We start from the raw sequence: 14,929 nt of genomic DNA on the forward strand, positions 1-14,929 counted from the left end.
CAACTAAAAATCACTCCTAATCACTACTTTTCAGATAATTTATTTATTCATGATGCTATGGTATAATCCATTAGGTATATGTTATTTTGGAAAGTTGTTTTTTGTTAAGGGAAAGGTTGAAAAACCGATGAAGAAAGTGAAAATTGTCTTTTTTATATATCAATTAGGTGCCGGTGGAGCTGCGAGAACGATGTTGAATATTTTAAATAATATTAATCGTGAGAAGTTCACGCCTGTTTTAGTTACCTTAGATTATGAAGGAAACTATGAAGAACACCTAAATAAAGACATTAAATTAGTTAAATTGAATACAAAGCGATTACGATCTGCTATATTTCCTTTAGCAAAAGTGATTCGCAGAGAACAAGCAGATATTGTGTTTAGTACAATCCCTAATTATAATACAATAGCAATCTTAGCAAGACTTTTTTCATTTACAAAGGCAAAGAATATTGTTAGAGAAGCAGCATATTTAGGGGGAAGTCTAAAGGAAAATGTAAAGCTATTCGCATATGGAAGGTTATATCGTTTTGCATCGAAAGTAATTGCATTATCGAATGGGGTAAAAGAAAATATTGTAAAACGGTATAAGATTAACGAAAACAAAATTAAAGTTATTTATAACCCAGTAGATTTGGAAAACATTCACAAAAAAATAGAAACAGGAATAATGCCAGAGGAACACGCAGCTGTTTTCCAAAATAGTTCACAGGTAATCATTACGGCTGGTCGGCTTGTAAAAGACAAAGACCAACAAACATTATTAAAAGGCTTTGCACGTTTAAAAGAAAAAACGGATACAAACATAAAACTCCTTATCCTTGGAGAAGGGAAATTAGAGCAAGAATTACGTCAGTTGGCAAAAGAACTTTCCATTGAGAGAGATGTATTCTTCTTAGGTTTTCAACAAAATCCTTATATGTATTTTAAACAGGCCGATTTATTCGTTTTAACGTCCATACATGAAGGGTTTGGACATGTGTTAGCAGAAGCCTTAGCAGCAGGAACTCCTGTTGTGGCTACTAACTGTAAACCTGGAGCAGTAGAAGTTTTGGAAGACGGAAAATATGGAAGATTGATTCCAGTCGGTGATTCCGAATCACTGGCAAAGGAAATGTTGAACATCTTGTCATTAGATGAAGAAGAACGTGAGCAAATAAAGCATCGCGGACAAGAGCGTGCGCAACATTTTGATGCACATGGAATTGTGGAACAATACGAAGAGGTGTTTTTACAAGTAATGAAACATAAAATAAATCGAATCACAGGAGATGAAAGAGCATGACCATTCCGAAAAAGGTCGTCCATTTGACAACCGTCCATCATCCAAGTGATCCGAGAATATATCATAAGGAATGTCTTTCGCTGAAGCGTGCGGGATATGATGTTACCTTAATTGCTCAGCAAGATGAGGAAACAACGGAAAAGGAAAAACCTATTCGACATATTCCTTTAAAAACATATAAAAATCGTATCAAGCGAATGTTGTTTGGAACATTTGATTTGTATCGGAAGGCAAAGAAATTAAAAGCAGATGTCTATCATTTTCATGATCCTGAGTTATTACCAATTGGTTGGTTATTAAAAAGGAAAAATAATACGGTGATATATGATATTCATGAAGACTATGTCACGAGTATTTTACAGAAAGAGTATATGTCACCATTTTTCCGAAAAGTCTTTGCGAAAATGTATAAAACAATGGAAAATATATTTGCACGAAAGATGGAACTATGTCTTGCGGAAAAATATTATAAAGATATATATCCAACAGGAAAGTGCATTTTAAACTACCCAACAATCAATGAAAAATTTCTTAAGCATGATAGAAAGAATCAGCCATTAAAAAATGCCGTATTGTATACTGGTAATGTAACTGAAGATAGAGGGGCACTCATTCATGCAAGGCTTCCGCAAATCGATGAATCCCTATCTGTACAATTTATTGGAAAATGCCCATCAGACCTGGCAGAAGAAATGTATTCTGTTGCAGGAAATCGTTCAGGACAGCTATTGATTGAAGGAATTGACCAATATATTGAAAAAGAAGCAATTGAAGCAATGTATGTAGAACATAACTGGTTAGCAGGAGTTGCCTTATTTCCACCTACAGACCACTACATGAAAAAGGAACTGACGAAGTTCTTTGAATATATGAATGCTGGATTACCAATTATTTGCTCTAATTTTCCAGTATGGGAACGATTTATCGACCAATATAAATGTGGTATTGCGGTTGACCCATACGATTCATCAGCTGTTGAGAAGGCTATCCGATATTTACGGGATCATCCAGAAGAAGCACGTCAAATGGGGGAAAATGGAAAGCAGGCAGTCCAACAAGAATTAAACTGGTTATCTGAAGAAAAAAAGTTAATTCAATGGTACCAACAATTACTACAGGAAAACAGTACAATTTTAAAATGACAGAAGGATTGTGCTAAAATGAAGAAACCATTTAAACAAAATACGCTAATATCAGTTATTACACCAGCGTATAATGCGGAGAAGTTTATTAGCCAAACGATTGAATCGGTACTAGAGCAGACATATCCATACTGGGAAATGATTATTGTAGATGATTGTTCTACAGATCAGACCGTTCAAATAATCCGCCAATATCAAAAAAAGGATGATAGAATTAAATTCATTCAGCTAGAAGAAAATAGCGGTGCAGCTGTCGCTCGAAATACGGCGATGGAACACGCTAAAGGTAGGTACATTGCCTTTTTAGATAGTGATGATTTATGGACAAAAGAGAAGCTTTCTAAACAACTTCAATTTATGCAAGAAAATGATATTGCATTTTCTTTTACTCGTTATGAACGAATGAAGGAAGATGGTACAATGACCAATGCCGTTTCAGATGTTCCGAAAGAAATTAATTATGACGGATTGATGAAACAATGTGTGATTGGTTGTTTAACGGTTATGTTAGACCGCGAGAAAATTGGAAACTTAAAAATGATGAACATCCGTACACGTCAGGATTATGTGTATTGGTTAACAATTATGAAACATGGTCATTTAGCATACGGTATGCCGGAAACATTGGCAAAGTATAGACTAGTTGAGAACTCCATTTCTAGTAATAAATGGAAGGCAGCAAAAAGAAATTGGTATGTCTATCGCCATATTGAAAAGCAAAGCTTGCTAAAAAGTATATGGTATTTTACAAACTATGCATTTAAATCAGTGAAAAGCTTAATTAAATATTATTTTATGAGGAAAAAAGATTAACAGACAGTCTTGATGAAGAAAGATATTAGGCGGTGTCGATTGTTTATGAAAACATATTTACAAGAATTATTAAAACGGAAAGATTTATTATTTTATCTTGTGAAATCGGGACTAAAAGCAGAACATCGAAATAGTTATTTAGGTTATTTCTGGTGGCTTTTAGATCCGCTATTAAACGTACTTGTGTACTATTTCCTAGTTGTTATTATTTTGCAACGTGGGGGTCCGGACTACCCGGTATTTCTAGTTATTGGTTTAGTTGTATGGCGTTGGATTAGTACGACAATTAATTCATCTGCTAAGTCTATTCTGCGGTATAAATCAATTATCAATCAAGTCTATTTACCGAAGTCGATATTTCCAGTTGCATTTACTATCTCGCAACTGTTTAACTTTTTATTTGGTTTAATTGTGATTGCTTTATTCTTAGTGTTCTTTGGTGTGAAGCCATCATGGTACATCCTTTATTTACCAGTGCTAATCCTAATCCAAACTTGCTTCTTATTATCGATTGGATTATTTTTAGGGTATATTACGGTATTTGTTCGTGATATTGATAATGTATTAACACATATTATGAGACTTTTCTTCTACGCATCACCAATTATTTGGGAAGGCGGAAGATTACCTGACGAATATAGTTGGATAACAGATTATAATCCAATTGCGATTATCGTAACTTCCTACCGTGATATTTTTATGTATCACCAAACACCGAATTTTGTTGGATTGGGAATCATATTTGTAGCTTCCATTATCCTAGGTGCTTATATGCTTTACCATTACAGTAAACATGAACATAAAATTATTAAAGCACTGTAAGAAGGGAAACTTAATTTCAATCGTAAATATGGATATAAAAGAGGGTTTATTAAGAGATGCAAACTTCTAAAAAAGATGTTATTAAAGCAAAGAATATAGGCGTTTCTTTCCCAAGTCGAGAACGTGATGACTTTAAATCACTTGTTCTCGGCTCTTTCAAGCGAAAGGGGAAGAAAAAGAAGAAAAAGAAGGTTTGGTCCTTACAAGATATTAGTTTTACTGGGCATCAAGGGGAAATTCTTGGCATTATTGGCTCCAATGGTGCTGGTAAAACAACACTTAGCAAGGTGATTACAGGCATTTTACAACATGATCGTGGGGAACTAAAAGTAGATGGGAATGTTACAGCCCTATTCTCCTTTGGTATGGGATTTAATCCCGAATTGACCGGAAGAGAGAACGTCTATTTAAATGGGATGATGCTTGGAATTGATCAAGATTTAATTCACCAGTATATCGATAGCATCCACGAGTTCTCAGATTTAGAAGGATTTATCGACCAACCGATGAAATATTATTCCAGTGGAATGCGCGCTAGATTAGGTTTTAGTGTCGCGTCTCACTTGGATCCTGAAATTTTAATCTTAGATGAAGCATTAAATACAGGAGATGCACGTTTCAGTCGTAAAGCAGCCGAGAAAATGAAAACATTGGTTGAAAAGGCTAAAATGGTGATTATCGTCACCCACAGCCTAGGTTATGCCCAGCGTCACTGTGACCGACTCATCTGGTTAGAAAAAGGAAAAGTAAGAGAAATCGGTGAACCAAAAGAAGTTATTAAAAACTATCGTGCGACAGTACCACCTATTAAAAGGAAAAAACGTCGTAGCTTAGAACTAAAGAAAACGGATACCGCAATTGGTACAGAAACCGTTGTTAAAGCAGAAAATGTCGGTGTTTCCTTTAAATTAAATACAGGTACATTTTGGGCATTAAAAAACCTTAACTTTGAAATAAAAGAAGGGGAAGTTGTAGGTATTATCGGACATAATGGAGCTGGAAAAAGCACATTATGTAAGGTGTTAACCAGTATTTATGCTCCTGATGAAGGAAGTATTGAAGTAGCAGGTGAAACATCCGCCCTGTTAGGGTATGGAACAGGATTTAATCCACAACTTACAGGTGCCGATAATATTTATTTGAATGCGATGCTATTAGGTATCCCTAAAGCAAGAGTCGATAAGAAATATGATGCGATTGTTGAATTTTCCGGAATCGGTAAAGCTATTCATAAGCCCGTTAAAAATTATTCAAGCGGAATGCGCTCTAGACTAGGATTTAGCATCGCAGCCATTCTTCAACCGGATATATTTATTATTGATGAGGCGTTGGCCACTGGTGATATTGCCTTTAAACAAAAAGCAAGTGAACGAATTCAAGATATGATGGAACTTGCTAAGGCAGTTATTATCGTTTCCCATAGTATGAGTTTTGTGGAAAAGATATGCACACGTGCGATTTGGATAGAAAAAGGACAAATTGTTGCAGACGGTGATGCAGAGGAAATTGTAGCAAAATACCGGGAAGCAATGGGTGTTACGAAGAAGCCAAAACGTAAAGTGAATCGAAAAAAAGCCAAGGTAGTAAAAGGGAAAAACACAAAAACTAAAACAGTGAAAAACAAACAAACAAAAAACAAAACAGCAACAACAAACAAAACAGCAACAAAAAAAGCCAAAGTAACCGGTAAAACAGCGAAAACCAAGGCAGCGAAAAGCAAATCAACAAAGAATAATACCATAAACAACAAGCAGACAAATCATAAGCCGGCAACAAAAAGTAACGCAGCGAAGAAGAAAGTAGCCAACAAGACTTCTGCTAAGAAAAATACAAATCAGCAAAAAGAAGGACAAAAACAATTAAACCAGTCATAAAAGGTGGTGCATATCTTGTTAAAAACTATAAAAAAAATCGCTATCGGGCCAATCGATTGGTTTATTTATACTGTTTTAAATGAAAAGCAACGTAAAGCTTTATCCAATCTTTTTCCAGAAGATCTGAAGGATAAACTAAAAAAACTAACAAGTAGTGGAAAGAATCGAGCCCAGAGATATCAATTGAAACAGATCAAACACCACCTTTATAACTTAGGCTTTATGGAGAAAGGATTAAAGGATTTACAATCCTTTTATGAGCAAACAACAGATCCACATATGAAACGGTTAATTGCTTGGGAACTTGCGCTTTGGTATGCTAATGATTATTCTAAGCCCGGAGCAAAGCAAGCGTTGACTTATTTAACTGCTGCAGAAGATGGAGAAAAGGACAAAGACCAACTCCGCTGTATCGCGATTATGAAGGCAGAATGTTATGACATGTTGAATAGAAATAACGAGGGAAAACAAGTCCTCCATAAGATGTTAGAAAAACAAGAACATCATGATTTGTACCTTGCTTTAGCTAATTTGGAAGAGACATTAGAAGGTCGGTTGACTTATTTTAATAAAGTGATGGATATGTATAGCTTAGCTCCAATCATGTTTCAAGAAAATGGAAGAACCTATGATGATTTACGAACCTTCCCAATGGAACATCATGTAGCAGAAGGGCCGAAAGTGTCCATCATCTTACCTGCTTACAAGGCAGAAAATGGTATACAAACAGCAATTGAGTCAATTCTGACGCAAACATGGCAGAATCTGGAACTCCTAATCGTTGATGACTGCAGTCCAGACAATACACTAGAAGTCATCAAATCATACGCTAAAAAAGACAACCGAATAAAATATTTCCAGACACCATCAAATAGTGGACCATATGTGGCAAGAAATATTGCCTTACAACATGCGACAGGTGAATTCGTGACAGTTAATGATGCCGATGATTGGTCACATAGAGAGAAAGTTGAAAAACAAGTCACTCATTTATTAAAGCATGAAGATATCATCGCGAATACATCTGGTCATGCAAGGCTTACGGAAGATTTGAAAGTATATCGTCGTGGAACACCAGGAAAATATATTTTTCCAAATATGTCTTCTTTAATGTTTCGACGTAAACCTGTCATGGAGAAGCTAGGTTCTTGGGATAGTGTTCGTTTTGCAGCAGATGGCGAATTTAAGCGTCGTATAATCCAAGCCTTTGGTAAAGACAGTGTGGTAGATTTAGATTCTGGCCCACTCTCATTACCAAGACAATCCGTAACATCTTTAACAGCAAGTTCCGCATTCGGGTATAATGGATTTTTTATGGGTGCAAGAAAAGAATATGTGGAATCATTTACTGCGTATCATCAGACAGCAGATTCGTTATATTATCCATACCCACAAGATAAACGACCATATCCCGTACCTGAGCCAATGTGGCCAACAAGAGAAGAGAAACAATCGAATGCTCGTATATTTGATCGGGTGATTGTCGCTGATTTTAGTCATCTGAATGCAGAAGTCATCACAGAAATAAAAGGTCAATCTAATCTTCATGAACGCATTGGGCTTGTACAGTTGCATATTTACAATGTAACACAGGATCATGTTGTTCATCCGGAAATACGGAAACTCATCGATGGGAAAAACATTCATATGCTTGTTTACGGGGAAAAGATTAAAACACAAAAAATGGTTTTATTTCACCCAGCAGCATTAAAATATGAACAAAAATATATTCCGGAGATTCAAGCAGATGACATATTTATGATTGTAAAAGAATTAGAAGAGGTAAAGGTACCATTATATATGAAACAAATAGAAAATCACTTTAAATCATCTAACGTTAGAGTGCAAGTACTAAAATAATAATGGAAAAGACGCATATAACAAAAGATATCTGGGAGAATGTGTCAACCAATGAATAAAAAAAATCATAGGCAAAATGAACAACATAAAACAGAAGAATTACAAGCAAAATTAAATCAAAAAAGGATAGAACTGGCTAAAAAAAGTAGTGAATACAAACAGACTGAAGCGAAATTGGAAGAACTGAAGCAGGAATTCAACGCCGTTAAACAGAGTAAACTATGGCGATTTATGAATCCGGCAAAAGTCAAACAATCGATTCGGTCTTTTGGTGCTTATTTATTAGGTCGTCGTAATCCAAAACAATTATACAGCAGTGCTTATAAACGAAAAAAAGCCAGTAATGACTTAAAAAAGTATAAATACCATTTGTATAATTTAGGTTTTACTGAAAAGGCTTTAATGGATATCGAGTACCTGTTTGAAGAATCAACAAATCCTTATCTTTTACGTGCCATCGCATGGGAGCTTGCCCTTTGGTATGCCGGTGATTATTCTGAACTTGGGGCAAAACAAGCATTAACGTATTTGGATGTCGCTGAAGATGGAGAAACGGATACCAATCAACTACGCTGTATTGCAATTATCAAGGCAGAGTGTTACAACATTTTAGATGAAAATAACGAAGGAAAACAAGTCATCCATAAGATGTTAGAAAAACAAGAACATCATGATTTATATCTTGCTCTAGCAAACCTAGAAGAAACATTAGAAGGTCGATTGACTTATTTTAATAAAGTGATGGATATGTACAAAATAGCACCAATTATGTTTCAAGATGGCGGGACAACATATGATGATTTGCGCACCGTCCCAATCGAACATCGTGTTACAGATGGACCGAAAGTATCCGTTATTTTACCAGCTTATAAGGCAGAAGATGGAATTCAAACGGCAATAGAATCGATTCTATCACAAACTTGGCAAAATCTTGAACTCATAATTGTCGATGATTGTAGTCCAGACAATACACTAGAAGTCATCAAATCCTATGCTGAAAAAGATGACCGAATAAAATATTTTCAAACGCCATCTAATAGTGGTCCATATGTGGCTAGAAATATCGCCTTACAATATGCAACAGGAGAATATGTAACAGTCAATGATGCGGATGATTGGTCACATGCTGAAAAAATCGAAAAACAAGTAACACACTTACAAGAAAATGAAAACATTATTGCCAACACATCAGCTCATGCAAGGTTAACAGAAGAATTAAAAGTATATCGCAGAGGAACACCAGGAAAATACATTTTTCCTAACATGTCTTCTTTAATGTTTCGCCGTAAACCTGTGATAGAAAAGCTCGGATCTTGGGACTGTGTTCGTTTTGCAGCAGATGGTGAGTTTAAGCGTCGTTTAATTCAAGTATTTGGAAAAGACAGTGTCGTGAACTTGAAATCCGGACCGCTCTCTTTACCAAGACAATCGGTAACATCTCTAACCGCCAGCTCGGCATTTGGTTATAATGGATTTTTCATGGGAGCAAGAAAGGAATATGTGGAGGCATTTACCACATATCACGAAGCGGCCGATACGCTATATTATCCATACCCACAGGATAGGCGTTTATTCCCAGTTCCTGAACCAATGTGGCCAACAAGGGAAGATAAGCAATCTGGATTTCGCCCATTTGATGTCGTTATTGCTGCTGATTTTAGTAAGTTAGAAGGATCGTACCAGCATATAATTGATATGATCCAGATGAATAAAAAACTGCACCTTAGAACAGGGCTACTGCAAATGGCAAGTTATGGGACACATCATAAACAAAAAGTCCATCCTTCTATACGTAGACAAGTCGATGGTGAAGATGTACAAATAATTGTCTACGGTGAGAAGATAAAATGTGGTATTATAATTATGTGCAATCCCGAAATAATACAATATAAACAGGACTATATACCCAAAATAGATACAACGATGGCGATAATCATTATTCCGAATCCCCCTAAGTTTAAGGGAGAAAGAAAATATTCATTGAGGGAATGCTCTAGAAATTTAATAGATTATTTTGGTGTCAAAGGGAGATGGCTTCCGATAAATAGTCATGTCCGGAAGCAATTGATAGCAGATAGTAAGAAAGAATTACGATTTATTACACTTTCAAAAGAAGATTGGCTTCAAGATAATCAATTGAACGAGCAAGAATATAAAGCAAGACTAGAGTCCTGGCTCATAGAAGATTAAAAAAAGGAAAGGAGTGATAAAAATGACTCAACAAACAGAATCTATGAATAATACGGAATCATTGACAGATAAATCTATAGAAAAAAATGAACAAGCTAAAATAATCCAGGATTTAATAGAAGCAGAAGAACAGATTACGAAAATCGATAAAGCGACTTCCAAAAACAAAAAGGAAATAAAGCAGATTGAAGATAGCAATACTTGGATTTATTCTAAGCCGTTACGTAAATCTGCAAAAGCCTTGAGAAAGGTAACTAAGAAAGAACGCGAGATACAACAGGAACAAATCATTGCTGAACTAGAAAAGGAACTAGCGACAACAAATAGGGAATTATTTCAAGCAAAGCAAAAATTACAAGAGATGGAACTTGAACAACTTCCACTTCATGAAGATCAAATTGGGCGATTTCTACGTGAAAAAAGAGACAATGGAGAATTAATGGCATTTCTTCATTATGCTGTCCAACACAAAAAACAGTTACAAACTAACTATGCCACTGCATTAAAATATATTGCACGTTTGTATATGAACGAAAATGAAGATTATCGGAATTGGGTTTATCAAAAAGTTTTCTCTGCATTAACAAATGAAGAAATCCCAGAATTCATGGTTCGAGCGGGAATAGGTGAGAATACTTTATCTTTACAACATGTCGCTTCATTTAGAGGGAGTTTAAACCAACGGATGCGAAAATTGCAATGGCAAGGGATGCTTCCGGAATGGCAATTAGATGATAAAAAACTAGCCTATCAATTTGTTAAATCCCTAGGAATTCGAACCCCTTGGGTGTCTGACGAAGTTTATTCTTTAGAAACACTTCCGATAAAAGAAGGTGTTGTCATAAAACCTGTTGATGGAGCTGGCTCCCGTGGTGTATATGTTGTACACAGTATTGATAATATAGTAGATTTAAAGAGGGGAAAGCAACTCAATAGTTGGGATGAACTTTTAGAACAAATGCATAAAGATTTAATTACACATTGGGTAGAAAAAGATGAATGGATGTTAGAAGAGTTAATTCTAGAAGATCCAGAAAAACATATTCCGGCTCGAGATGTGAAATTCTATACGTTTTATGGAAAAGTTGGTGTCATTCTAGAAATCACTCGTTTTCCAGAGCCTAGATATTGTTGGTGGAACGCTTCAGGTGAACGAATTCATGTTGGAAAATATGAAGAACAAGTGTTTAAAGGGAAAGGTGTCTCACAAGAAGAATTATCGATGGTCAACGAGTTAAGTAAAAAAATCCCGACACCCTTTGTACGAATTGACTTCTTACGAGCACATGATGGCCTTGTGTTTGGAGAATTTACTCCAAAACCAGGTAATTATGACGAATTTGATAAAAATACAGATCAAATCTTAGGAGATTACTTTCTAAGAGCAGAGAGTCAGTTAACAAATGATTTATTAGCTGGGAAGGTATTTCATGAGTTTAATCAGATGAGAAATTTTGCACAACAACAATAATAATAATTAATTGCATGATGATAGTAGGAGGAAATCCAATGGAAGAAGTAAATACGGAGTGGCTACCACACTTAGCAGATGAAATTATTTCTGAAACACAAGGCACACTCCTCGACGCTTATGTAGTTGCATTAGAAGGATGGAGAAGAGGTCTAACACTAAGATGGCATGTGAAGGATTCTGAGAAATTCAAGGAAATGAAGACATGGTATGTTGACCAGCCGGGACAACTTTTTTCCTTAAGCTCTAATGAAAAAACACATTATTTCTTTCGCACAAGAGGCGATAAAGTTATAAATGAAGCTGTAGAACTAGGAATGGATAAAGCAAAAACAAAACAAATACTCAAAGAAAAGGGTATCTCAGTTCCCGACGGAAAGCATTTTACAGGAAATATAGACAACGAGGATATTCTACAGTATGCGAATACACTAGGCTATCCACTTGTGATAAAGCCAATTGATGGAAGCTTTGGTAAGGGAGTAGTCGCTAATATAACTAGTGAAGGAGAATTGATGCATTCATTGGATTATGTGCGACAGGAATTGGGATATCAAGATATCATCGTAGAACAATATATTCCTGGTGACGATCTTCGCCTATATGTTGTTGAAGATAAGGTAGTCGGTGCCATCAAACGGATTCCTCCAAATATTATTGGAGATGGAATTAATTCTATTGAAGCATTAATAGCATTAAAAAATGAAGAAAGAAGCTTAAGCCCTCGACTCGTTAGCTGTCAAATTAAAGTAGATAAAGAAATCTTAAGTTATATTGGACGATCAGGATATGATTTAAACACTGTTCCCGAAAAGGGAGAACAAGTGTTTTTAAGTGATAAAGCAAATATATCATACGGTGGCGATCCGATAGATGTTTTGGATGAACTATCATCAGGGATAAAGGATACCGCTGTAAAAGCATTACAGTCCATTCCTGGATTAGTTCATGGTGCAGTAGATATGTTACTGCAAAAAGATGCTGAAACAGGTGAAGAAAAGGGATATGTCATTGAACTAAATCCAACATCCCAATTAGGTGGAATTCTATATCCTATTCATGGGAAGGCACGTGATGTACCAAGAGCGATTATTGATTATTACTTTCCTGAGACGAAGGAAAAAGAGAGATTAAATGATGATATCTACTTTGATTTTTATGATGTTTTAGAGCCATTGCAGTCAAGACAAGCACATGTCTCTACTGTCACACCATCTCCTCAAGGGAAAATTTATGCTAAGAAATACACGGTTAGCGGAGATGTGCAAGATATTGGCTATCATCGTGGTTTACGAAAACAAGCATTTGAACGCTTTTTGCATGGATTTGTAATGAATAAAGAAAATGGCGATATCGATGTCATTGTTGGTGGATTAGATCCAGAAATGGTCGATGACTTTAAGAATGCATTTTGGGAAGATGAAGAACGAGCACATGTGGTTGATGTCCAAGAAACAGACTATGATGAACCACTGAAGGTAGGCTTTGAAGTAAAGGCAGATATTAAAACATTAAAAGAAGAACTTGATTTATTAAATCGAGAAATAGAACGCACAAACTTTGAAATGAAAAAAGCCGAAGTAGAACGGAGAAAACTATATAACAGTCTCTCATGGAAAACAACGAAGCCAATTCGAATATTCGGTGCAATCTTTAAAAATAAATGAACATGTAACAGCTAAATGAGGAGCGTTTTTGATGAAGAAAATTACAGGTGTTAGTTTGCCTCAGCTCACAGAAGAAATTGTTAAAAATGCCCGTAAAACAAGATTAGATGCGTTTGCGGTCGCTCTGGAAGGATGGAGAAGAGGGCTAAAGTTAAAATGGTATACAAAGGACTCTAAGCATTTTGAAGATATGATTATTTTTGGTGTTAATCCACCAGGACGCTTGTTTTCACTTAGTTCTGGCGAGCGTACCCATTTCTTCTTTCGAACAAGAGGGGATAAGGTAGAAAATGAAGCGGTAGAAATAGGGTCTGAAAAGGGTATCACGAAAATATGGCTAGAAAAAGCGGGAGTACCCATTCCTCAAGGTAAAGGATTTGAAGAGGATGCAACAGATGAGGAAATTATTGAATATAGTAGAACATTAGATTATCCTCTAGTGTTTAAACCGACGAATGCCAGCTTAGGGAATGGTGTTGTTACGAATATTCAAGATGAAAAGGAATTGTTAAAAGCTATTCAATATGTGCGACATGAGCTCGAGTATGGGGAAGTGATTGTCGAACAACATGTAAAAGGAAAAGAATTCCGCCTTTACGTTGTAGAGGACCAAGTCATTGCTGTTTATAACCGAATTCCTGCAAACATCACTGGTGATGGTGTGCATAATATTGAGGAATTAATTGAATTGAAAAACTATGAACGTAGACAGAACGCAAGGCTGAATAGTTGTTTAATTCATAATGACCAAGAAATTGAGGAATTTATTACAGAGCAAGGCTATACATTTGACAGTGTGCTACCAAAGGGGAAACAACTTCTGTTAAGAGAAAAGACAAATGTATCCTCTGGTGGAGATCCAATTGATGTAACGGACGAAACACCGGATAAAGTAAAACAAATTGCAATTGATGCAGTTAAGGCAATTCCAGGATTACATCATGCTGGAGTAGATATTATTATCAATGAAGACCCATCCATCAAACAAGCTGCCGTAGTTCTTGAAATTAACCCGACGGCGCAAATTGGTGGAGCATTATTTCCGTTAAGAGGGAAATCACGGGACATACCTGCTGCGATTATTGATTACTATTTCCCAGAAACAAAAGGTGTAGATACATCCCAATCGAAAATTTACTTTGATATGACAGCCGTTTTAGAACCATTGGAAGATAGAACGGCACTTGAAGTAGAAGTTGCACCAGCACCGTTGGGTAAATTATATGCAAAAAGATATGTCGTGACAGGTGATGTACAACGCCATCGTTACCATCGTTGGTTAAAAAATCAAGCACTTGATCGGAATCTACATGGTTTCATTAAAAACATGGTATTTGATGAAGTTGAAATTGTTATCGCAGGCACAGATAAATCTATTGTCGATAATTTTAAAGAAGTAATTAAAGGATATCCGCGGGGGTCAAGTATTATTAAAGTTGAGGAAGAATCGTGGAATCATCCAGTTACCGTAGGCTTCGAGATTACAGAGAGATTTAATACAACAAGTCTAAGAGCAGCCCAACATTCATTACGTAAAATGAATCAAGAATTAGCACGGATGATTAAACAAAAAAATCGGATTGAAAAAGATATTAGTCATGTATATAACAGCACATCTTGGAAATTTTCAGAACCAATACGTAAGGTTGGCGGGATTGTGAAAAAAGAAAACTAACTTATTATAATAAATCGACTTATTTAGTTAAAAAATGTAATAATGATCATATTGCTATATTAAAATTGAAGTACTGCATGTGTACACCCATATTAGGTTAATGTTTTGTTTCTCTTACTAAAAAAACTGA

General features: G+C 35.8%; 9 protein-coding genes and 1 pseudogene. All 10 read left to right on the forward strand.

Features of this window, described 5'->3' with window-relative positions; translation table 11 throughout:
• Positions 1 to 127 precede the first annotated feature (127 nt).
• The 10 genes and pseudogenes from FHP05_RS04620 to FHP05_RS04665 all read left to right on the forward strand — a co-directional run bounded on the left by FHP05_RS04620 (position 128) and on the right by FHP05_RS04665 (position 14,799).
• Positions 128 to 1,285: a glycosyltransferase gene (locus FHP05_RS04620; RefSeq protein ID WP_147666070.1), complete on the forward strand. Its 1,158-nt coding sequence runs from the start codon at positions 128 to 130 to the stop codon at positions 1,283 to 1,285.
• A complete protein-coding gene (locus FHP05_RS04625; protein WP_147666071.1) occupies positions 1,282 to 2,427 on the forward strand; it encodes a glycosyltransferase in 1,146 nt (381 codons plus the stop codon). The genes FHP05_RS04620 and FHP05_RS04625 overlap by 4 nt, the downstream gene beginning before the upstream one ends.
• A gap of 18 nt (positions 2,428 to 2,445) precedes the next feature.
• Positions 2,446 to 3,240 (forward strand): glycosyltransferase family 2 protein, encoded by a 795-nt coding sequence (locus FHP05_RS04630; RefSeq protein WP_147666072.1) that lies wholly within the window; start codon positions 2,446 to 2,448, stop codon positions 3,238 to 3,240.
• 45 nt (positions 3,241 to 3,285) lie between these two features.
• Positions 3,286 to 4,062, forward strand: a complete 777-nt coding sequence (locus tag FHP05_RS04635; RefSeq protein WP_147666073.1) for an ABC transporter permease — start codon at positions 3,286 to 3,288, stop codon at positions 4,060 to 4,062.
• A 56-nt stretch (positions 4,063 to 4,118) separates the two neighbouring features.
• Positions 4,119 to 5,639 (forward strand): annotated as a pseudogene (locus tag FHP05_RS04640) (ABC transporter ATP-binding protein); the annotation flags it as partial.
• A gap of 312 nt (positions 5,640 to 5,951) precedes the next feature.
• Complete coding sequence (locus FHP05_RS04645; RefSeq protein ID WP_147666075.1) at positions 5,952 to 7,796, forward strand: glycosyltransferase family 2 protein; 1,845 nt, start codon at positions 5,952 to 5,954, stop codon at positions 7,794 to 7,796.
• A 51-nt stretch (positions 7,797 to 7,847) separates the two neighbouring features.
• Positions 7,848 to 9,986, forward strand: a complete 2,139-nt coding sequence (locus tag FHP05_RS04650) for a glycosyltransferase family 2 protein (RefSeq protein ID WP_191126233.1) — start codon at positions 7,848 to 7,850, stop codon at positions 9,984 to 9,986.
• Positions 9,987 to 10,008: 22 nt separating this feature from the next.
• Positions 10,009 to 11,457 (forward strand): ATP-grasp fold amidoligase family protein, encoded by a 1,449-nt coding sequence (locus FHP05_RS04655; RefSeq protein WP_147666077.1) that lies wholly within the window; start codon positions 10,009 to 10,011, stop codon positions 11,455 to 11,457.
• A 38-nt stretch (positions 11,458 to 11,495) separates the two neighbouring features.
• Positions 11,496 to 13,124 carry an acylphosphatase gene (locus FHP05_RS04660; protein ID WP_147666078.1) on the forward strand — a complete coding sequence of 543 codons (1,629 nt, stop codon included), beginning with the start codon at positions 11,496 to 11,498 and terminating at the stop codon, positions 13,122 to 13,124.
• A 31-nt stretch (positions 13,125 to 13,155) separates the two neighbouring features.
• Positions 13,156 to 14,799: an acylphosphatase gene (locus FHP05_RS04665; RefSeq protein WP_147666079.1), complete on the forward strand. Its 1,644-nt coding sequence runs from the start codon at positions 13,156 to 13,158 to the stop codon at positions 14,797 to 14,799.
• Positions 14,800 to 14,929: the final 130 nt, after the last annotated feature.

Source organism: Cerasibacillus terrae (genome assembly GCF_008039555.1).
GTDB classification, from domain to species: domain Bacteria; phylum Bacillota; class Bacilli; order Bacillales; family Amphibacillaceae; genus Cerasibacillus; species Cerasibacillus terrae.